At 71.1% G+C, this 20,373-nt stretch carries 22 protein-coding genes; 11 read left to right on the top strand and 11 right to left on the bottom strand.

Features of this window, described 5'->3' with window-relative positions:
• The first annotated feature begins 109 nt into the window (after positions 1–109).
• Genes FHR33_RS40980 through FHR33_RS40955 form a run of 6 tightly spaced genes read left to right on the top strand, consistent with a single transcriptional unit; the run spans position 110 to position 6,118 of the window.
• Positions 110–895, top strand: a complete 786-nt coding sequence (locus FHR33_RS40980) for an ABC transporter permease (protein ID WP_183660605.1) — start codon at positions 110–112, stop codon at positions 893–895.
• Positions 892–1,887, top strand: a complete 996-nt coding sequence (locus tag FHR33_RS40975; RefSeq protein ID WP_183659485.1) for an ABC transporter permease — start codon at positions 892–894, stop codon at positions 1,885–1,887. The genes FHR33_RS40980 and FHR33_RS40975 overlap by 4 nt, the downstream gene beginning before the upstream one ends.
• On the top strand, positions 1,884–2,681 hold the full coding sequence (locus tag FHR33_RS40970) for an ABC transporter ATP-binding protein (protein WP_183659483.1): 798 nt from the start codon (positions 1,884–1,886) through the stop codon (positions 2,679–2,681). The genes FHR33_RS40975 and FHR33_RS40970 overlap by 4 nt, the downstream gene beginning before the upstream one ends.
• On the top strand, positions 2,678–3,709 hold the full coding sequence (locus FHR33_RS40965) for an ABC transporter ATP-binding protein (RefSeq protein WP_312895967.1): 1,032 nt from the start codon (positions 2,678–2,680) through the stop codon (positions 3,707–3,709). Before FHR33_RS40970 ends, FHR33_RS40965 begins: the two co-directional genes overlap by 4 nt.
• Positions 3,706–4,941 (top strand): alpha/beta fold hydrolase, encoded by a 1,236-nt coding sequence (locus tag FHR33_RS40960; protein ID WP_183660658.1) that lies wholly within the window; start codon positions 3,706–3,708, stop codon positions 4,939–4,941. Before FHR33_RS40965 ends, FHR33_RS40960 begins: the two co-directional genes overlap by 4 nt.
• A gap of 13 nt (positions 4,942–4,954) precedes the next feature.
• A complete protein-coding gene (locus FHR33_RS40955; protein WP_183659481.1) occupies positions 4,955–6,118 on the top strand; it encodes a M6 family metalloprotease domain-containing protein in 1,164 nt (387 codons plus the stop codon).
• 117 nt (positions 6,119–6,235) lie between these two features.
• On the opposite strand, the gene FHR33_RS49390 is transcribed toward FHR33_RS40955, so the two are convergent.
• Both FHR33_RS49390 and FHR33_RS49385 read right to left on the bottom strand, forming a co-directional pair.
• Entirely contained in the window at positions 6,236–6,703 is a 468-nt protein-coding gene (locus FHR33_RS49390; protein ID WP_221241443.1) for a hypothetical protein, read from the bottom strand.
• A gap of 127 nt (positions 6,704–6,830) precedes the next feature.
• A complete protein-coding gene (locus FHR33_RS49385) occupies positions 6,831–7,079 on the bottom strand; it encodes an SMI1/KNR4 family protein (RefSeq protein ID WP_221241442.1) in 249 nt (82 codons plus the stop codon).
• 106 nt (positions 7,080–7,185) lie between these two features.
• Between FHR33_RS49385 and FHR33_RS40945 the strand changes: the two genes are divergently transcribed.
• Entirely contained in the window at positions 7,186–8,421 is a 1,236-nt protein-coding gene (locus tag FHR33_RS40945; protein WP_183660603.1) for a bifunctional alpha/beta hydrolase/OsmC family protein, read from the top strand.
• An 83-nt stretch (positions 8,422–8,504) separates the two neighbouring features.
• On the opposite strand, the gene FHR33_RS40940 is transcribed toward FHR33_RS40945, so the two are convergent.
• The 4 genes from FHR33_RS40940 to FHR33_RS40925 all read right to left on the bottom strand — a co-directional run bounded on the left by FHR33_RS40940 (position 8,505) and on the right by FHR33_RS40925 (position 13,916).
• Complete coding sequence (locus FHR33_RS40940; RefSeq protein ID WP_183659479.1) at positions 8,505–9,902, bottom strand: MFS transporter; 1,398 nt, start codon at positions 9,900–9,902, stop codon at positions 8,505–8,507.
• Between the two features lie 116 nt (positions 9,903–10,018).
• Positions 10,019–11,572, bottom strand: a complete 1,554-nt coding sequence (locus FHR33_RS40935; RefSeq protein WP_183659477.1) for a glycerol-3-phosphate dehydrogenase/oxidase — start codon at positions 11,570–11,572, stop codon at positions 10,019–10,021.
• Positions 11,573–11,615: 43 nt separating this feature from the next.
• Entirely contained in the window at positions 11,616–13,073 is a 1,458-nt protein-coding gene (glpK, locus tag FHR33_RS40930) for a glycerol kinase GlpK (protein ID WP_183659475.1), read from the bottom strand.
• A gap of 96 nt (positions 13,074–13,169) precedes the next feature.
• On the bottom strand, positions 13,170–13,916 hold the full coding sequence (locus tag FHR33_RS40925) for an IclR family transcriptional regulator (protein ID WP_183659473.1): 747 nt from the start codon (positions 13,914–13,916) through the stop codon (positions 13,170–13,172).
• 61 nt (positions 13,917–13,977) lie between these two features.
• Here FHR33_RS40925 and FHR33_RS40920 point away from each other — a divergent pair, with 61 nt between their 5' ends.
• Positions 13,978–14,775, top strand: a complete 798-nt coding sequence (locus FHR33_RS40920; protein WP_183659471.1) for an alpha/beta hydrolase — start codon at positions 13,978–13,980, stop codon at positions 14,773–14,775.
• Between the two features lie 203 nt (positions 14,776–14,978).
• Entirely contained in the window at positions 14,979–15,587 is a 609-nt protein-coding gene (locus FHR33_RS40915; RefSeq protein WP_183659469.1) for a dihydrofolate reductase family protein, read from the top strand.
• 83 nt (positions 15,588–15,670) lie between these two features.
• Here the strand turns inward: FHR33_RS40915 and FHR33_RS40910 are convergent, their stop codons facing one another.
• From FHR33_RS40910 to FHR33_RS40900, 3 genes are all read right to left on the bottom strand, one after another.
• Entirely contained in the window at positions 15,671–16,288 is a 618-nt protein-coding gene (locus FHR33_RS40910; protein WP_183659466.1) for a DUF305 domain-containing protein, read from the bottom strand.
• A gap of 79 nt (positions 16,289–16,367) precedes the next feature.
• Positions 16,368–16,772 carry a DUF6153 family protein gene (locus FHR33_RS40905; RefSeq protein ID WP_183659464.1) on the bottom strand — a complete coding sequence of 135 codons (405 nt, stop codon included), beginning with the start codon at positions 16,770–16,772 and terminating at the stop codon, positions 16,368–16,370.
• A gap of 331 nt (positions 16,773–17,103) precedes the next feature.
• On the bottom strand, positions 17,104–17,736 hold the full coding sequence (locus FHR33_RS40900; RefSeq protein ID WP_183659462.1) for a TetR/AcrR family transcriptional regulator: 633 nt from the start codon (positions 17,734–17,736) through the stop codon (positions 17,104–17,106).
• Between the two features lie 97 nt (positions 17,737–17,833).
• Here FHR33_RS40900 and FHR33_RS40895 point away from each other — a divergent pair, with 97 nt between their 5' ends.
• Entirely contained in the window at positions 17,834–18,121 is a 288-nt protein-coding gene (locus FHR33_RS40895; protein WP_183659460.1) for an antibiotic biosynthesis monooxygenase, read from the top strand.
• A 276-nt stretch (positions 18,122–18,397) separates the two neighbouring features.
• Here FHR33_RS40895 and FHR33_RS40890 read toward each other — a convergent pair whose 3' ends face one another.
• Entirely contained in the window at positions 18,398–18,814 is a 417-nt protein-coding gene (locus FHR33_RS40890) for a PPOX class F420-dependent oxidoreductase (RefSeq protein ID WP_183659458.1), read from the bottom strand.
• A 95-nt stretch (positions 18,815–18,909) separates the two neighbouring features.
• On the opposite strand from FHR33_RS40890, the gene FHR33_RS40885 reads away from it, so the two are divergent.
• A complete protein-coding gene (locus FHR33_RS40885) occupies positions 18,910–19,869 on the top strand; it encodes an LLM class flavin-dependent oxidoreductase (protein ID WP_183659456.1) in 960 nt (319 codons plus the stop codon).
• Between the two features lie 4 nt (positions 19,870–19,873).
• On the opposite strand, the gene FHR33_RS52980 is transcribed toward FHR33_RS40885, so the two are convergent.
• Positions 19,874–20,323, bottom strand: a complete 450-nt coding sequence (locus FHR33_RS52980) for a YdeI/OmpD-associated family protein (protein ID WP_183659455.1) — start codon at positions 20,321–20,323, stop codon at positions 19,874–19,876.
• Positions 20,324–20,373: the final 50 nt, after the last annotated feature.

Here is a 20,373-nt window from a genome sequence, read left to right as displayed (position 1 = left end):
GTGGCCGAACCCGCCGTCGCCGTCTCACCGGCCCCGCCAGCTCGCCCGGCGCATCCTGGCCGACCGCGCCGCCACCGCCGGTGTCACGGTCATCGCGCTCCTCGTGCTCATGGCCCTCGGCGCTCCCCTGATCACCGCCCTCACCGGTCAGTCGCCCACCGAGTTCCACCCCGAGGCGATCGACCCCGCCTTGGGTGGCCTGCCGAAGGGTCCGTGGGGCGGTATCAGCGCCGAACACCCGCTCGGCGTCGAACCCGCCACGGGCCGCGACGTGCTCGCCCGCGTCGTCTGGGGCGCCCGCCTCTCCCTGCTGATCTCCCTGCTGGCCACCCTGCTGGCCACCACGATCGGCACCGTGCTCGGCCTCGTCGCCGGATTCCAGGGCGGTTGGGCCGACATGGTGATCGGCCGCCTCATGGACCTGCTGATGTCCTTTCCGAGCCTGATCTTCATGATCGCGCTCATGTCCGTCGCCCCCGACGGCAACAGGGAGCTGATGCTGGTCGCCGTGCTCGGCCTGTTCGGCTGGCCGTACATCGGCAGGATCGTCCGCGGCCAGGCCATGGCGCTGGCGGGCAGGGAATTCGTCGAGGCCGCGAGGGTGCTGGGCGCGACCCGGAGGGCGATCCTGTTCAGGGAGGTCCTGCCCAACCTCACCGGGCCGATCCTGGTCGTGGCGACGCTGTCGATCCCCGGTTACATCGCCACCGAGGCGGGCCTGTCCTTCCTGGGGGTCGGGGTGCGCCCGCCGACGCCCTCGTGGGGCCAGATGATCGCCTCGGCCGTGCCCTGGTACGCGGCCGATCCTGTCTACTTCCTCGTCCCCGGCCTGTTCTTGCTGGTCACCGTGCTGGCGTTCAACGTGGTCGGCGACGCGCTCGGAGACCTCCGATGATCGTCTATCTTCTCAAACGACTCGGCGCGGCCGCCGCGATCCTGCTGGTCATCTGCGCGCTCACCTTCACGATCTTCTATATCGCGCCGGACGACCCCGCGCAGAAGGCGTGCGGCAAGGCCTGCACCCCCGAGCGGATCGAGCAGATCCGCGACCAGCTCGGCCTCGACACGCCGATCCCCGAGCAGTTCGCCTCGTATGTGCGGGGTATCTTCGCCGGGCGCACCTACGGCACGGGATCGACCGCGGTCGAGTGTCCCTTTCCCTGTCTCGGCTTCAGCTTCCAGACCAACGTGCCCGTGCAGGAACTCCTGGTCAGCAGACTGCCGGTGAGCGCGTCCATCGCGGTCGGCGCCGCCGTGCTGTGGCTGCTCGTCGGCGTCGGCGCAGGGGTGCTCGCCGCGCTGCGCAAAGGCTCGTGGTGGGACAGGACCGCGATGGGCGCGGCGCTCGGCGGCATCTCGCTGCCGATCTACCTCACCGCGCTCGTCCTGCAGTACCTCCTCGTCGTGGTGTTCGAAGTCCTGCCGTATCCGAGGGCGGTCGGCCTGCTGGAGGATCCGGCCGGCTGGTTCGCCTCGATGTTGATGCCGTGGATCGCGCTGGCCGCGCTCTACGCGGGCATGTACGCCCGGCTGACGCGCACGGAGCTGATCGGCGTGCTGAGCCAGAACTTCGTCCGCACCGCCCGGGCCAAGGGCCTGCCCGAACGCACCGTCGTACGGCGCCACGCGCTGCGGCCCACGCTCACCCCGATCGTGACCGTCTTCGGCATGGACCTCGGCGCGCTGCTCGGTGGCGCGCTGATCACCGAGTCGGTGTTCGGCCTGCCCGGTGTGGGCAAGCTGGCCGCCGACGCGATCAACAGCTCGGACCAGCCGGTGATCCTCGGCGTGACGCTGTTCGCCGCGGCCTTCATCGTCTTCGCGAACGTGGTCGTGGACCTGCTCTACGCGGTGCTCGACCCGCGGATCAGGCTGGGGGCCTCATGACACTGCTCGACGTCAAGGACCTCAGGGTCTCCTTCGGCGAGACCAGGGCCGTGGACGGCCTGTCCTTCAGCCTGGAACGAGGACGCGTGCTCGGCCTGGTCGGCGAGTCCGGCTGCGGCAAGTCGGTGACCAGCCTCGCCGTCATGGGGCTGCTCAACGGCGCCACGACCAGCGGTGAGATCTGGTTCGACGGCCAGGAACTACTCGGGAGCGACCGGCGGGCCGTCCGCAGGCTGCGCGGCGACCGGCTAGCGATGATCTTCCAGGATCCGCTGTCGTCGCTCAACCCCTACTACCCGGTCGGCTTCCAGATCGCCGAGGCCTACCGGGCGCACCGCCGTACCAGCAGGAAGCAGGCGCGGGCGATCGTGGTCCGGATGCTGGATCGCGTCGGGATCCCCGAAGCGGAGCGGCGCGCCCGCGACTACCCGCACCAGTTCTCCGGGGGCATGCGGCAGCGCGTGATGATCGCGATGGCACTGTGCCTGGAGCCCGAGCTGATCATCGCCGACGAGCCGACGACCGCGCTCGACGTGACCGTGCAGGCGCAGATCCTCGCCCTGCTCGACACGCTGCGCGCGGAGTACGGCACCGCCGTCCTGCTGATCACGCACGACCTCGGCGTGGTCGCGGGGACGGCCGACGAGGTCGTCGTCATGTACGGCGGGCGGGCCGTCGAACGCGGCGAGGTGCACGCGCTGTTCGAGGACCCGCGTGAGCCGTACACCCGCCGCCTGCTGGCCGCCGTCCCCAGGATCGACCGGCCCGTGCCCGACCGTCTGGAGACCCTGTGACCCCCCTGCTGGAAGCCGAAGGCCTGGTCAAGCGCTTCCCCATGCGCCACCCACTGACCCGCCGCGTCACCGGCCACCTGACCGCGGTCGACGGCGTCTCCCTGACCGTACGGCGGGGCGAGACGCTCGGCCTGGTCGGCGAGTCGGGCTGCGGCAAGTCGAGCACGGCCAGGCTGATCACCCGGCTGGCCGAGCCGACCGGGGGCACGATCCGCTTCGACGGGCGCGACATCACCACGATGGGCGAGGCCACCCTGCGTCCGGTCCGCCGCGACCTACAGATGATCTTTCAGGATCCGTTCTCCTCGCTGAACCCCCGCATGACCGTCGAGGCGATCCTGTCGGCGCCCTTCCGCTACCAGGGCCTCAAGCCCGAGCCAGGCCAGATCGCCGAGCTGCTGCGACGGGTGGGACTGCGCCCGGAGCACGCCGAACGGCTGCCGCACCAGTTCTCCGGCGGCCAGGCCCAGCGGATCGGCATCGCCCGCGCGCTGGCCCTTCACCCGAAGCTGGTCGTCTGCGACGAGCCGGTGTCCGCACTCGACGTCTCCGTACAGGCGCAGATCCTCAACCTGCTGCGCGACCTGCAGGAGGAGTTCGAGCTCAGCTACGTGTTCATCGCCCACGACCTCGGCGCCGTGCGCCAGGTGTGCGGCAGGATCGCGGTGATGTACCTCGGCACGGTCGTGGAGATCGCCGACCGTGACGAGCTGTTCGCTCATCCAGCGCACCCGTACACGGCCGCGCTGCTGGCCGCGGTACCGATCCCCGACCCGAGGATCGAGCGGGCCAGGCCCCGCGTCGTGCTCTCCGGTGACCTGCCCAGCCCTGCGAACCCGCCCAGCGGCTGCCCTTTCCGCACCCGGTGCCCGAGAGCGGCCGAGAGATGCGCGCTGGAGCGGCCCACGCTGGCAGAAGGCGCGCCCGGCCATCGGGTCGCCTGTCATTTCCCCCTCGACACCTCTCTCGGTCTCTCCCGCGACGGAGCCCGACGAGCGGGTCCGCGCCCGGCGAAAGGAGCCCCGTGACCAGGCTTCACCTGGCCGACCACGTCTTCCCCGTCCCGCTCGACCACGCCGATCCCTGCGGCCCTTCGATCGAGGTGTTCGCCCGCGAGGTGGCCGACGCCGCGCGGGCCAGGGAGAACCTGCCATGGCTGCTTTACCTGCAGGGCGGTCCCGGTGGTCGCTCGCCCAGGCCGCTGGGCGCGGACGGCTGGCTCGGTCACGCCCTCAGGACGCACCGGGTGCTGCTGCTCGACCAGCGCGGCACGGGCCGCAGTACCCCTGCCACCCCGCGCACCCCCGAGCGGGTCGGCGACCTGGCCGGGTACCTGCGACACTTCAGGGCCGACTCGATCGTGGCCGACTGCGAGCTGATCCGCCGGCGGCTCGGCGTCGAGCGGTGGGAGACGCTGGGCCAGAGCTACGGCGGCTTCCTGACGATGACATACCTGTCGACGGCGCCCGAGGCGCTGAAGGCCTGCTACGTCACAGGCGGGCTGCCCGGCCTGACCGCTACCGCCGACGAGGTCTACGCCTGTACCTACCCGAGGGTCGCGGCCAAGGTCAGGCAGTACTACTCCCGCTATCCCGCCGACACCGGCCGGGTCAGGCGCATCCTCGACCGGCTGCACGAGGGCGGGGTCAGGTTGCCCGACGGCGACCTGCTCACCCCGCACAGGTTCAGGACGCTCGGCCTGGCCTTCGGCATGGGGAACGGGTTCGAACGGGTGCACTGGCTGGTCGAGGACGCCTTCGACGGCGACGAGCTGTCGCACGACTTCCTCTACCAGGTCATGCAGCTCACCGGCTTCACCGGCAACCCGCTCTTCGCGGTGCTGCAGGAGAGCATCTACGGCCAGGGCGCCAAGCCCACCGCCTGGGCGGCCGAGCGGGCCCTGGCCGACTTCCCCCACTTCGGCCGTGCCGCCGACTCCCTGCTGTTCACCGGAGAGATGATCTACCCCTGGATGTTCGAGGAGGTGGCGGCGCTGCGCCCCTTCGCCGAGGCCGCCGACCGGCTCGCCCGTGTGGAGGACTGGCCCGCGCTCTACGACCTCGACCGTTTGGCCACCAACCAGGTGCCGGTCGCAGCCGTGGTCTACCACGACGATATGTACGTCGACGCCGGCCTGTCACTGGAGACCGTTCAGGCCGTCGGCAACGTGCGCGCCTGGGTCACCAACGAGTGGGAGCACGACGGGGTCACCGCCTCGGGCGAGCGGGTGCTCGCCCGTCTCATGGAACTAGCGATCTGAAAGGCCTCCGACGATGTTGCGTCCATTAGTGCTGGCGACCGCGCTCGCCGCGTCCGTCCTCGCTCTCCCCGCGGCCGCCCACGCCGCCGAGCCCCACGCCGCCGAGCCCCACGCCACCAAGGCCCGCGCCGCAGACTGCGCTCTGCCCGGCCGTACCGGCTGGACCGACGAGGGCCACGACACCGACCACCGGCAGTTCCGCGCCGCGACCGGCCGGATCAGGTCCGTCATGCTGTTCGTCGACTTCCCCGACGCGGCCGCCGAGGGCGGCACCGCGCAGTACGCCGATCACTTCGCGCCCGCCCAGCAGTGGCTCGCCGCCGCGTCGTACGGCAAGGCGCGGCTGAGCATCACCCCCGTGCGCAAGTGGTTCAGAATGCCGCAGGACAGCACCACCTACGGCTTCGAGAGGGGCATCAGCTACGAACAGCACCGGCTCTACGTCCGGCAGGCGGTGGCCGCGGCCGACGCCGACGTGGACTTCTCTCTCTACGACATCGTCTACATCGTCCCTTCGCGGAACGCCGCGGCGGTGACCTTCTCACCGACCTACCTGTGGGACCCGGCCCAGAGCGGCGTGGTCGCCGACGGCGCCGAGGTGAAGTGGGGCGTCACGTTCGGCCAGGACATGTGGCGCTGGGGGCACAAGGTGCTCGCGCACGAGACCGGCCACATCTTCGGCCTGCCCGACCTCTACTCCTTCGCCGGACCCGACCACCACCGCTTCGTCGGCGGCTGGGACGTGATGGGGCTGATCAGCGGCCCGTCGCCGCAGCCCTTCGCGTGGCACGCGTGGAAGCTCGGCTGGATCTCCGACGGCCAGGTGGCGTGCGTGCCCGCTTCTGGCGGAAGCTACCGGCTCACCCCCGTCGAGCGGCCTGGCGGGCGCAAGCTCGTCGTGGTCAAGACGGGCGAGACGAGCGCTTACGCGATCGAGTCGCGAAAGGGAAGCGCGTGCTCGGGCGGGATGGTGATCTACAAGATCGACTCGGCGGTAGCCACGGGCGAGGGGTCCATCCACGTGATGGACGCCAAGCCCGACGCCATCCCCTCGGCCGGTTGCCACGCCCTCGACGACGGCGCCTACGGCTCGGGCGAGGTCTTCACCGACGGGTCGGCGAAGGTGCGGGTCGAGGTCAGGGGCGACGTCGTGCGTGTCGAGCGGCTTCGCGCGTAACCCCTGTCACCCACGTGGAGCGACTCTCCGCGCTTGCTGCAAGTCATCATCTCGCTGGCCGGGCGGCCGCTACGCCCGAGGTTCTGGATCGGCCGCCATGACGCCAAGCAGGCGCCGCTAGGTCCAGACGGGCTCTCCGAGGCGCGTGGTGGCCGACAGTACCCTGCAGCCCATACGGCGAGCGGTGTCGTACAGCGTGACCCTGGCCCGCTGCTCGTCCTCGGGCGGGAAGGCGGCCAGGATCTGGTGGTCGAAGTCCGACGCGTAGGTCAGGCGCCACCCGAGGTGCGTGGCGGCGAAGTGGTCCTGCCTGTCGCCGTCCTCGTCCTCGTAGCCGCCTCTGTGCTCCGTGGGCGCGAGCGCCTCGCGCAGGATCCGCAGCCGCTCGTCGTACGGCAGCGCGCTGTCCGACAGTGTCAGGGTGACGTGCTCGCGGACGCGGAACGGCTCGAACCACAGCCCCGCCTGCCTGAACTCGTCGGACAGGATCCGCGTGGAGATCCGCCCGCCCAACCAGCCGTGGAGGAAGCGCGCCGCGCCTGCCTCGTGCTCGTGGTAGGCGACGGCGCGTGGATTCCAGACCACGACGCGCCAGTCGTCGGGCTCTCCCTCGGTCAGCCAGCACAGCGCGTCGCCGTTGTCCGTGCCGGCCCATTCCAGCAGCCCGCCGGGCTCGGGATAGAAGGGGTAAGGACATTCGGCCGGATACTTCTCACGGAAGGGCCGCTCTCTGCCGAGCAGTCCCTGAGCGCGCTCGATCAGCAGGGCCGTGGGCGCCGAACGGGGTGAGCGGCGTGATGTGGTCGACGAACTGGCCGAGCCCGTATCGCTCGATGAGCGCCTTGAAGTCGGTGGGCAGCGCGAGCCCGAGAGCCGCTTCGACCTCATGCCAGTCGCCTCGCGCGTCGACCGGTTCGGTCGGCGGCGGGACGAGAGCGACCAGATCGTCGATCGTCGTCATGGCCCGCGAGTCTACCGAGGCCCCACGCCCCGAGATCGGCCGCGGCCTACGGCGGACGAGGCGAGCGACGCCCTGTCGCGCACCATTGCCTAGGCTCTCCCCTGTGATGGGACAGGGCGGACAGATCCGCAGCGAACGCGTGACCTTTACCGGATCAGCCGGTACCCCGCTGGCGGGCAGGCTGGAGCTGCCCGAAGGCCCGCCCAGAGCGGTCGCGCTGTTCGCGCACTGCTTCACCTGCGGGAAGGACGTGCACGCCGCCTCCCGCATCGCCCGCGGACTGGCCGGGCTCGGCATCGCCGTGCTCCGCTTCGACTTCACCGGGCTCGGCCATTCCGGCGGCGACTTCGGCAACACGGACTTCACCTCCACCATCGAGGACCTCGTCAGGGCCGCCGACCACCTGCGGGCCACCCTCGCGCCGCCTGCCCTGCTCATCGGGCACTCGCTGGGCGGGGCGGCGATCCTGGCCGCAGCGGAGAGGATCCAGGAGTCGCGGGCGGTGGTGACCATCGGCGCGCCCGCCGATCCCTCCCATGTGGCGGGGCTGTTCCCCGACGCTCCCCTGGAGGTCGAGGCCACAGGGGCGGCGGAGGTGAGCCTGGCGGGCAGGAGGTTCCGCGTCAGCCGCGCCTTCCTTGACGACATCGCCTCCCAGCCGCAGCGCGAGCGCATCGCGAACCTGCGCAGGGCGCTGCTCGTCATGCACGCGCCCACGGACGCGATCGTGGGCGTCGACCACGCCCGGACGATCTTCGAGGCCGCCCGCCACCCCAAGTCGTTCGTCTCGCTCGACGGCGCCGACCATCTCCTGAGCGCCGACGCCGACTCGGCCTACGCGGCCACCGTGATCGCCGCCTGGGCGAGCCGCTACGTGGACGCGCCCGCCGCGCCGCCGTCCGAGCAGCCTGACGGGGTCGTGGAGGTCAGGGAGGTCGGCCGCTACGCCCAGGAGATCACCGCGGGCCGCCACCGGCTCACCGCGGACGAGCCGCTCTCGGTGGGCGGCGCCGACGCCGGGCCCACGCCGTACGACCTGCTGCTCGCCGCGCTGGGCGGGTGCACGTCCATGACCATCCGCATGTACGCCGACCGCAAGCGGCTGCCGCTGCAGGGGGTGACGGTACGGCTGCGCCACAGGCGCATCCACGCCAAGGACTGCGCCGACTGCGAGACCGAGGCCGGAACGCTGGACAAGATCGAGCGGGAGATCCTGCTGGAAGGCCCGCTGGACGAGGAGCAGCGCCGCAGGCTCCTCGAGATCGCCGACAAGTGCCCCGTGCATCGCACGCTCACGTCGGAGGTGGTCATCGAGACGGTGGAAGCGCCTGGCGATTCTTAGAGCTCGCTTCTAGAATCTAATGGGCGTCGAACCTCTCCTCGCCGCGCCCGTGACGATCACCACGCGGTCCCGCGCGATCCCGGTCATCGGCCCGCCTCCTCACGAGCGGCGTCGAGGACCCTCTGGGCGTCGCGTTCGAAGAAGCCGCGCGCCGCGAGGCAGAGCAGCCCGCCCAGCACCATCGGCACGACCAGGATGTACATCGCGGTCACCAGCGAGCCGCTGCTGTCGGAGGAGATGCCCACCACCAGCGGCCCGAACGCCGCGCCCGCCGCGATGAAGAGCTGGAGCACGGCGAAGGCGAGCCCTCGAGAGTCGGCGCCGACCACGTCGGCCAGCGAGGCGGTCATGTTGGGGATGGCCATCGCCGACAGCAGCGAGGAGGCCAGCAGCAGGAGCACGAGCATGGTCAGGGAGTCCATGGAGATGGCCGCGGCCTGCGTCAGCGAGCCCAGCGTGATGCCGGTGCCGCCGACCAGCAGCCTGCCGCCCTTGCGGGTGGCGTGCATGCGCCTGCCGAGCCAGGCCCCGATGAGCGTGCCGCCCACGACGCCCGCCACGCTGATCAGGCCGGCCAGCGACGCCGCGGCGCCGGGGCTGACGCCGTAGCCCCTGACCATCAGGCTCGGCATCCAGAACGCGATGCCCGCAAGGCCGAGGGTGAGCACCATCAGCCCGACGCAGACCATGGTGAGGGTGGGGATCTTCAGCACGTCGCGGAACTGCCTGCCGAAGCGCAGGCGGCCGGTCAGCCTGGCGGCGACGCCCTCCACCTCCTCGGGACGCGGACCGACCGCGTCGGGCACGGGCTGCGGCTGGGCGGAGTCGCGGGCGATCACCCGGTCCAGGAAGCCGCGCGAGGGCTCCCTGAGCCACCAGACCAGCAGCGCCGTCAGCACCCCGGGGATCGCCATGATCATGAAGGTGGCACGCCAGCCCATCGCCTGGCCCAGCACGCCGCCGAGCGCGGTGCCGAGGCCACCGAGGTAGGTGGTGATGCGTACCAGGCCGTAGGCCTTGGCGCGGGTGAGCGGGGGGTAGTAGTCGGCCAGCAGGCTGCCCGAGGCGGGGTTGTCGATGTTCTCGGCGGCCGCGAGGAAGACCCGCATGGCGAAGAACATCGCGAACCCGACGGCCAGCCCGGAGCCGAGCGTCGCCAGCCCCCAGCAGAAGACGACGATGGCGATGATGCGGGTACGGCTGTAGCGGTCAGCCAGGTAGCCGGCGGGCAGCGCGACGGCGGCCGCCGCGATGGCGGCGGCGGTCGGGATGGACCCCGCGGCGGTGTCGCTGATCCCCCACTCCCGCTGGAGCAGCGGCAGGACGCCGGACAGCAGGCTGTGCTCGACCCTGTCGACCAGGCCGACCAGGAACAGGACCACCAGGGGCGCCCACCCGTAGGGGGCCGGATCGTTCGCGCTGATCCCACGGGCGGGCGGCGCTCCCATGCGCCGACGCTTCTCCGCAACGACCTCGGCCATCGCACTCTCCTCCGCTGCGCCATCGGACAAAGCTAGAAGCAAGTTCTAAAATCTGGTTCTAGCCGAGAGTGACGTAAATGACAACGCCTCACTTCCTGGGAGGCCGGCTCGCGCGCCTACTTCGTCAGCAGCCCCGCGACGCGGGCGCGGACGTCGGCGGTGTCCAGGCCACGGATGGTGAGCGTGGTGCGGCGCCGTACGACGTCGTCGACGGTGGCGGCCCACTCGTGCTCGCGGGCGTAGACCGCCTGGGCCCAGATGTCGGGGCCGTCCGGGTGGATGCGCTCGCCCAGGCTCGGGTCCTCGCGGATGAGCCTGGCCACGTCGAAGGCGATCGAGCCGTAGTGGGCGGCCAGGTGGCGGGCCACCAGCGGGTCCATCCTCGCGCCCGGCTCCCGCTCGGTGAACAGGCGCATGGCCACCGCGTCGGGGCTGGCCAGGCCGGGCAGCGGCATGGCGGGCAGGATGGCGGCGAGGTCGTCGCCGAGGGGGCGGCCGGGCAGATGGGCGAGGATGTCGAGGACGAGCCTGCCGATGTGGCGGTAGGTGGTCCATTTGCCGCCCGCCACCGAGAGCATGCCGCGCCTGCCGCGGGTGACGACGGTCTCCCGCTTGGCGGCGGCCACCCGGCCGGGCCCGCCAGGCAGCACCCGCAGCCCGGCGAAGGCGTAGGTGATGTCCTCCCGCCGCAGCTGTGAGTCCTGTACGGCGTGCCCCGCCTCGGAGAGGATCTGCGCGATGTCGGTGTCGGTGGCCCGCACGCCGGCGGGGTCGCCTTCGTACTCCTCGTCGGTGGTGCCCAGCAGCAGGTGGTCCTCCCATGGGATGGCGAACGAGACCCGGTACTTGTCGATCGGCGTGGTCAGCGCCGCCTTCCACGGCTCGTGGCGGCGCATGACCAGATGGGCGCCCTTGGACAGCCGGATGCTCGGCGCGGCCGCCGGGTCCTCCATCCTGCGCAGGTGGTCCACCCACGGCCCCGTCGCGTTCAGCACCAGGTGGGCGTCGACGCCGAACTCGCCGCCGTCGAGGCGGTCGCGCAGTTCGGCGCCCGAGACGGTGCCGCGGGCCGTACGCAGGCCGACCACCTCGGCGTGGTTGAGCACGACCGCGCCCGCCTCGACGGCCGCCCGCACGGTCATCACCGCGACGCGGCTGTCGTTCATCTGGTGGTCGCCGTAGACGGCGGCGGCACGCAGCCCCTCCGCGCGCAGCGCGGGAACCCTGGCCAGGGCCTGCTGCGGGGTGACGACCCTGCCGAGGCCGTCGCCGAAGGCAGACAGCGCCGAGTACAGGAACACGCCCGCGCCCAGCTTGGCCGCCCCGTGCGGGCCGCCCCTGTAGATCGGGACCACGAAGCTGAGCGGCGTGACCAGGTGCGGAGCCACGTCTGCGGCCAGCGCCCTGCGCTCGCGATGGTTCTCGGCGACGAGTTTGAGGTTGCCGGTCTGCAGGTAGCGCAGTCCGCCGTGAACCAGCTTGGAGGAGGCGCTGGAGGTGGCGCCGGCGAAGTCGCCCGCGTCCACCATCGCCACCCGCAGCCCCGCCTGGGCGGCCATCCAGGTCACGGAGGTGCCCAGGATGCCGCCGCCGATGACCAGCAGGTCATAGGTGGTCCTGGACAGTTCCGCGCGGGTCTCGGCTCTGGTGCCGCGCGTGGCGATGGTCATGGACGTGTCTCCTTCGGGGAACGCGGGGCAGGCGGGGGGCCGGTCACTGCTCGACCCAGTCGAGCGTGCGGGCCACGGCCTTCTTCCAGTAGTGGTAGTCGCGCTCCCTCGAGGGGCCGCCCGCCACGGGGCGCCACTCGGCGGCCCTGTGCCAGTTGGCGCGCAGACTGTCGAGGTCGGGCCAGTAACCCGTGGCCAGACCTGCCGCGTAGGCGGCGCCCAGCGCCGTCGTCTCGGCGACCACCGGGCGGATCACCGGCACCGCCAGCACGTCGGCCAGGGTCTGCATGAGCAGGTTGTCGGCCGTCATGCCGCCGTCGACCCGCAGAGAGGTCAGCGCGAGGCCCGCGTCGGCGTCCATCGCGTCGACCACCTCCCTGGTCTGGAAGGCGGTCGCCTCCAGCACCGCCCGCGCGATGTGCCCCTTGGTCACGAACGCCGTCAGCCCGGCGATCACGCCGCGGGCGTCCGAGCGCCAGTGCGGGGCGAACAGGCCGGAGAAGGCGGGCACGAAGTAGCAGCCGCCGTTGTCGTCCACGGTCTTGGCCAGGGTCTCGATCTCGGCGGCGCTGGAGATCAGGCCGAGGTTGTCGCGCAGCCACTGCACCAGCGACCCTGTCACCGCGATCGCGCCCTCCAGCGCGTACGTGGCGGGCGCGTCGCCGATCTGGTAGCCGACCGTGGTGAGCAGCCCGTGCTTGGAGGTGACCGGCTCGTGGCCGGTGTTCATCAGCAGGAAGCTGCCCGAGCCGTACGTGCTCTTGGTCTCACCCGGCGCGAAGCAGGTCTGGCCGAACAGCGCGGCCTGCTGGTCGCCGAGGGCGGAGGCCACGGGGATGCCCCTGTGGTGGCCGTAGACCTCCACCGAGGGACGGATCTCCGGCAGCATCGCCCGCGGCACGTCCAGCACGGCCAGAAGGTCGTCGTCCCAGGCCAGCGTGTGGATGTTCATCATGAGCGTACGGCTGGCGTTGGTCACGTCCGTGACGTGCCTGCCGGTGAGCTTCCAGATCAGCCAGCTGTCGACGGTGCCGAACAGGACCTCGCCGCGCTCGGCCCGCCCGCGCAGCCCTGGCGTCTCCTCCAGCAGCCAGCGCAGCTTGGGGCCTGAGAAGTAGGTGGTCAGCGGTAGCCCCGCCCGTTCGCGGAACAGCTCCTCGGAGCCTGCGAGCGAGCGGATCAGGCCATCGGTCCTGGTGTCCTGCCAGACGATCGCGGGGCTCACCGGCTCGCCGGTGAGCCGGTCCCAGACGACGGTGGTCTCACGCTGGTTGGTGATGCCGAGCGCGGCGATGTCGAGCCCGCCCACCGCGTCGTCCAGTACGGCCCGCACCGCCTCCCAGATCTCGGCGGCGTCGTGCTCCACCCAGCCGGGGCGGGGGAAGATCTGCCGATGCTCGCGTTGGGCGACGGAGATGATGTTGCCGCCCTGGTCGAACACGATGCATCGGCTGGACGTGGTGCCCTGGTCGATGGCTGCGACATAGTGCTGTCGAGGCACGGGGTTCCTCGCATGTCTCTCAAAGTGTTCGACAATGCCGAACGCTGAAGGGAATGGTATTCGGTCGCCGACTGGTGTCAACAGGGGTGGCGCGCCTCATCGCGCCAGGTCCCTGCTGATGGCCCTGGCGGCGTCGCGGACGTAGGAGACGACGTCCATGTCCAGCCGCCCGTCGGCCGCCAGGCGCTCGACCGCCCCCCTGATGCCGATCGCGCCCACGGCCACGCCCCTGCCGTCCTTGATCGGGGCGGCGACGGACACCTCGCCCTCCTCGAACTCCTCCATGTCGGCGGCCCATCCCCTGGCTCTGGCCAGGTCGAGCTCCTGGTGGAGCGCCTCCCTTGCGAGGATCGTCTTCTTGGTGCAGGCGGCGAGCGGGAGGGGGGCCTCGCCATAGGGGTCGAAGGCGAGCAGGACCTTGCCCAGCGCCGTGGCGTGGGCCGGCAGGTGGGCGCCGACCTGCAGGACCTGCATGCTGTCGTCGGGCCTGAAGACGTGATGGATCACCAGGACCTGGCCCTCGTGGAAGGTGCCGATCCAGACGCTCTCCCTGCTGCGGCCGGCCAGGCCGTCGGCCCAGTTCAGCGAGCGGGCGCGCAGCTCGTTGACGTCGAGGTAGCTGCTGCCCAGGTGCAGCAGTGTGGCGCCGAGCCGGTACTTGCCCGTCACGCCGTCCTGCTCCACGAAGCCCACGTGGACCAGCGTGCGCAGGATGCCGTGCAGCGTTCCCTTGGGCAGGCCCATGGCCCTGGCCAGCTCGGCCACGCCCAGCTGCCGCGAGCCGGAGGCGAGCAGCCTCAGGATCGCCGCGGCCCTCTCGACAGATTGAATCGTCTCTCCCACTCGGGCAACGATAGCCGTGTTCGGGATTGCCGAACACCGTGAGAGATCGTACGCTCCGGGCATGACGGAACTCTCCTTCACCGGCACCCGGGGCACGATCACCACCCGGGTCTGGCCACACGAGCGGCCGCGCTGTCTGGTGGTGCTGGTCCACGGATACGGCGAGCACATCGGCCGCTACGAGCACGTGGCCGACGTCCTGGTACGGCACGGCGCCGCGGTCTACGGCCCCGACCACCTCGGGCACGGCAGGTCGGACGGCGAGCGCGTCCTGATCGAGGACTTCGAGGACGTCGTCACCGACGTCCGCACGGTGGAGGAGCACGCCAGGGCCGAGCACCCGGGAGTGCCCGTCGTGGTCATCGGCCACTCCATGGGCGGCCTGATCGCCACCCGCCACGCCCAGCGCCACGGCAGCGGGCTGGCCGCCCTGGTCCTGTCGGGGCCGGTGATCGGCGAGTGGGAGGTGATCCCCGCGCTGCTCGCGCTGGAGGAGATCCCCGACATCCCCATCGACCCCGCCACGCTGTCGCGTGACCCCTCCGTGGGGGCGGCGTACGCCGAGGACCCGCTGGTCTGGCACGGCCCGTTCAAGCGGCCGACGCTGGAGGCGTTCTCCAGGGCCTTGGAGACGATCGCCAAGGGCGGTGACCTCGGGCGGCTGCCGACCCTGTGGATCCACGGCGCCGACGACCAGCTCGTGCCGCTGTCGGCCAGCCGTACGGGCATCGAGATGATCAGGGGCGAGAACCTCACCGAGGTGATCTATCACGGGGCGCGGCACGAGGTCTTCAACGAGACCAACAGGGACGAGGTGCTGGGCGAGGTCACGGCGTTCATCGACCGCGTCCTGGGGTGAGCGCTCGCCTCCGTCCCGCCCGGTGCGGCAGGAGGCACGCGGCCGTCAGGGCCGCGGGGGCGGCCGTGAGAACCCTTAAGCGGGCTTCACCAGGCTGAAGGGATGGCGTAAGGAATCCTTAAGCGGGCTCTGCCAGGCTGAAGGCACAGCAACGGCGGGGTCCCACGGATCCGCTCCACCCATAGCGCGAGAAGGACAACAAGATGGCGAGCAGGCTGGTGGTTTCGACCTTCGTGTCGTTGGACGGCGTCATGCAGGGCCCCGGCGGGCCGGGCGAGGACGACTCCAACGGCTTCCCGCACGGCGGATGGCTGCCCCCGCACGTGGACGAGGGGTTCGGCCGCATCATGGGCGAGCAGTTCGAGCGCGCGGACGGCCTGCTGCTGGGCCGCAGGTCGTATGACATCCTCGCCTCCCACTGGCCCCACGTGCCCGACGAGGAGGGCGGCGCCAAGATCAACAGCATGGCGAAGTACGTCGCCACCAGGAAGCCGATGAACGCCGAGTGGCGCAACACGCAGGTCCTGGTGGGCGAGGCCGCCCAGACGGTCGCCGAGCTCAAGCGGAGCACCGACGGCGAGATCCTCGTCCAGGGCAGCGGCGACCTCATTCGCTCGCTGCAGGAGGCCGAGCTGGTCGACGAGTACCGCCTGCTGGTCTTCCCCGTCGTCCTCGGCCAGGGCAAGCGGCTGTTCGCCGAGGGGGCCACCCCTGCGGGGCTGAAGCTCACCGGCGCGACCGCCACCGACGCCGGCGTCGCGTACCTCACCTACGAGTGGGCGGGCAAGCCCGTCTACGGCTCCGTCGTCTAGCGTCCACCGCGACTGCTCCGACTATTCAGAATAGTGGAGCAGCGCGCCCGGGCCCTGACGACCCGGGCGCCAGGTCCTCCCGTTCAGAGCCGGTCGAGGATCCTCTCCATCTGCGCGATCTCGGCCTGCTGGGCGCTCTCGATCAGCCTGGCCAGCTCCTTCGCGCCCGGATCGGCGCCCTGCGCCCGCTCGGTGCGGGCCATCTCGATCGCGCCTCTGTGGTGGGCGATCATCAGCTCGGCGAAGCGCCGGTCGAAGGCCGCGCCCTTGGCCGCCTTGAGCTGCTTCATGTCCTGCTCGGACATGATGCCGGGCATGTCGTGATGCATCCCGCCGGTGGGCGCGGACGCGCCCCAGGCGGTGAGCCAGCCCTTCATGGTCTGGATCTCCGGGTCCTGAGCGGCCTTGATCTTGGCGGCGAGCTCCTTGATCTCGACGTCGGCCGCGCGCGGCCCGGCCAGCTCGGCCATCTCCACGGCCTGTTCGTGGTGCGGGATCATCATCTGCGCGAACATCACGTCCGCGGCGTTGAAGGACGGCGTCCCCGCCGGAGTGGTGGCGGGAGCGGCGGAGCCGGACATCCGATCGTGCCCCGCCATCGTCCCGCCGTCGCCACCACAGGCGGTGAGAAGGGCGAGCGCCCCTACGCCTGCCACGACGCCGAGCGAGAACCTGCGGATGATCGTTGGGTTGGTGTGCATGACTGTGACTCTCTCGATGGGTTGACCTGCCGATTCACCGTGCGGGACGACTCTGGAGCCACCCACGGACGGGATCGGCCTACAGGCGCAGCACCGAGAGACGCGCCAGCCGGACGGCCGTGGGCTCGGGCGGCGGCCTGGCGACTCCACGCCCCGGCCAGGCCGGGCGGGCCGCGGCCCCGGCCGTCCGCCGCGCCCGGGCCCGCCGCGCGACGAGGAGGAGGATCAGAAGCGAGGTGAGGACGGCCACGCAGATGGACGTGGGATCGAGACCGGGCATCGGAGCGCCCATGGGAGCCGCCCCCGCCTCTCCCCCTTCGGGCTCCGCCGGCCCGTGCGCCATGGCGTGCATCCCGGCCGCGCCCGTCGAAGCGGCGCTCCGGTGGCCCAGGTGACCGAGAGTGTGCATGCCGCAGACGCCGACGGCGAGCAGGACGAGCAGGACGCAGCGCGACACCCGCGGCGCGGCACGCGATCCCCTCATCACTCCCCCTGCGACGGCTATTTACTCACTAAGCACTCTAGTAGATTGGATCAGGAGGTCGACCGGCCCGGTGTGGCCGGAAGAGGCTTGTCCGGGGGTCGAAGAATGCTTCAGTCGGTCATGGGGTCGAGCGCTTGGGCCGGTCCAGGGCCGACTTGGTTCCTGACGGGGTCGCGCAGCAGAATGAAGGCATGCGACCTTGGGTGAAGATCGTCTGCGCGGTCCTGATCGTGGCGATGGCCGGTTCAGCGCTGGTGTCGGCGGCGAACCTCCTCATGGGCGCCTTCTAGGGATCAGAAGCGCGCCGCACCGCCTCGGCCTGGCTGGCGCGTCATGAGCCCGCGGCGTTGCCGGCGTGGCCAGGGCCCGGGGCCTGGGAACCGGTGAGGGATTCCGCACCAGGGTGGCCGTGCGGGACGTCGAGGATGATGTCGGCGGCGCGGGCGATGACCGGAGCGCGGGTGTGGCCGGGGTGGTCGGCGGCGAGGAAGTGGCTGCCGATGGCCGTGCAGAAGGCGAGCAGGGCGCGCGCCTCGACCTCGTCGGGGTCGGCGCAGAAGGTGCTGATCGCGTCGCGCGCCAACTGCATGCGCTTGTTGTCCACGCGGCGCAGGCGGTCAGCGACGGTGCGGTCGCGGCGGGCCCATTCGCGGATGGCCAGGTCGATGGGCAGCAGGCGGTCGCTGGAGAAGGTGAGCTGCCCGGCCAGGCGGACCTTGTCGCGGGGGTTGCCGCCCTCCCGCTCGACTCGCTCGATCACGTCGTCGATGCTCTCGCGCTCCCAGGTGTCCAGCATCTGGGTCAGCAGTGCGTCACGGTCGGCGAAGTAGCCGTAGAAGCCTCCCTTGGTCACCCCCAGCGCCTTGGCGAGCGCCTCGACCCGCACCGCGTCCACACCGCCTGCGGCCAGCGCCCGCAGCCCCTCCTCGATCCACTGCTCCCGGCGTGTGCGCAACGCGCCCATCTGTGGCCCACCTCACTCTGTCCCGTGTTGTACGACGCCGTATAACAGGTCTAGCCTCACGTTGTACGGTATCGTATAACCCGAGAGGGGACCCATCATGTCCTTCGGTTTCGTCGCCTTCCACTACCCCGCCCCCGAGCACGTCGACGCGTTCCTCGCCGAGTGCCACCAGGTCGCCGAGGCGATGCGACGGCAGCCTGGCTTCGAGTCCGTCGGGGTCTGGGTCACCCCGGACGGCGACGCCGTCGTCACCACGGGCGCGTTCGAGTCCGAGGAGGCCTTCTTGGCGACGGCCGAACTCGCCCGCGAGATGGACGCGACCCCCGACGGCCTGAGCGACCTGGAGGTCAGGCCCCGCGAGGTCCACTTCCTTGTCTCACGCTGACGGTCCCGCTGAGGTCCACTCCCCATTGGGGTGGTCGCTGCCGACGACGGCGGAGTTGACACCGAGCAGCAGGTCGAGCCGCGGCAGCGTGCTCTGCCGCGTACCGGACGGCGGCGCTTGGAGCGCCTTCGGCTGCCGGGCCGGGGCCGATGGTGCCGGCCTGAGTGCGCCGCACGTCGTCAACCTGCTGGAGTGCGAACCGGTCATGGCGCGCGTGTCGTGCCGGACAACGCCTCCGCGCACATCGGCAGGGCGTTCCAGGGCCGCCGAGGCCGCCTAGACGCTCTTGTGGACGGTCTTGCGCGACTCGTACCAGGTGTCGCCGACGGGCTCGCCCTCCAGGTTCCAGCTCCACGAGACGGTCGGGGTGATGCGGATGAAGATGCCGGGCCCAACCATTCCCACCCGTTCGAACGGCTGCTCGGCATGGCCGTAGATCCTGATGCCCCGCGCGACGAAGGGGTCGAGGGAGACCAGGTCGTCGATGACCAGGGCGACCTGGTGGCCGCCCGCCTCGACGTTGCGGAACTTGCGGGTGGCCACGACGGTCGGACCTCCGCCGATCCAGAAGTGGGCGCCGTCGAACTCGAACGCGGTCGGGACCACGTCGGGCTGCCCGTCGGCGGAACAGGTCGCCAGGCGCGCGAGCGGCTGGGACCGCAGGTAGGCGATCTCCTCGTCGGTGAACGACATGAGGCCTCTCCTCGGGATCGTGCCGCCACCCGCCGCTGCGGGCGCGGCTGATTCGTACAAGAGCCGCAGGGGTTATGGTGCGTACGTTCGGCCGCATGACTGACAGGGACGACATGAGGGCCGGCGCCTCCGAGTCTGGCAGATCGGGGTTCGGGGAGCGCGGCACGACAGACCGCATGAGGATCGGCGTGGGCCTGCCCGCCGCGGTGCCCGGTACCGACATGACCACGCTGGGACAGTGGGCGGCCGACAGTGAACGCGCCGGTTTCGACGCCGTCGGCGTGATCGACAGGCTCGTCTACGACAATCTGGAACCGTTGACGGCGCTGGCCGCCGCCGCTGCCCGTACCTCGCGGGTCGAGCTGGTCACCACGGTGCTCAACGTCGGCTGGCGCAACAACCCGGTCCTGCTGGCCAAGCAGCTGGCCTCGGTGGAGCGGATCTCGGGCGGACGCCTCACCGCGGGGCTCGGGCTCGGCGGGTGGCCGGAGGACTTCGCCGCCGGCCAGGTCTCGCAGAAGGGCGGGGCGGCGCTGTGGGCTTCGACGCTGGAGACGCTGGCGCAGGTGTGGGCGGGCAAGCTGGGCGGCCAGGGCGGTCCGATGCCCGAGCTTCCCGAAGGACGGCCCGCGCTCCTGTTCGGCGGGCTGGTGCCGGCGGCCTTCGCCCGGGCGGCCACGCACGGTGAGGGCTGGGTGGCCCCGCTGTTCGGGCTCTCCGTGCTCCAGGAGGGGGCGGCCGCCGTACGCGGCGTCTGGGAAGGGGCCGGACGGCCTGGGCGTCCGCGTGTCATGACCGGGCGGTACTTCGGCCTCGGTCACGGCGCGGACCCCGTCGCCGACGAGTACCTCCGTCACTACTACGGGGACGCCTTCTTCTCCATGGTCCGCGCCGACACGCTGACCACCAGCGAGCACCTGCGGGCCGAGCTGACGGCCCTGCGGGCCGCGGGAGTCACCGACGTGGTGCTCTATCCCACCTCGTCAGGGCTCGAGCAGGTGGGACTGCTGGCCGACGCTCTCCACGCGGCGGGCTTCCCTCTGACCGGCGGATAAGGGCTCAGCCGCTACGGCGCTGCCCCAGCAGCTCCATCGCCCTGGCGACCCTGCGGCGGCGGGTCTCGGGCTGCTTCGCGCCCTCGACCGAGAGCACGAACCAGCGGCGCCTGCTGTAGGAGAGCGTGTCCCAGAACGCCTTGGCCCCGGCGTCGGCCTCCAGCTCCCCGGCGAGGTCGGCGGGGACGTCGACCGTGCGCTCCTCGACGTCCAGCTCGACCTGGACGTCGAGGACGTCGCCGGCGGCGACGCCCGCCGCCTCACGCCGTTCCGCGCTGACACCCAGCCAGTAGTCCCCGCCCATCCTGGCGATCGAGGAGCGGAAGACGAACCCGTTGAGCGTGACGGTGACCTTGGGACGACCGTCGCCACCCAGACCTTTGACGACCTCCTCCGGCACCTGAAGGCCGGTCGTGGTCCTGCCTGTTCCGATGAGTTCGGCGGTGAAGTTCACGATGCGCTCCTCAAGGTCGGTGCCCCGAGCCTCCCACCGAAAAAATAATT

Source organism: Nonomuraea dietziae (assembly GCF_014195505.1).
Lineage (GTDB): Bacteria > Actinomycetota > Actinomycetes > Streptosporangiales > Streptosporangiaceae > Nonomuraea > Nonomuraea roseola.
Note: the sequence above shows the minus strand (reverse complement) of the source record. Positions and strands in the feature narration are given on the sequence as shown.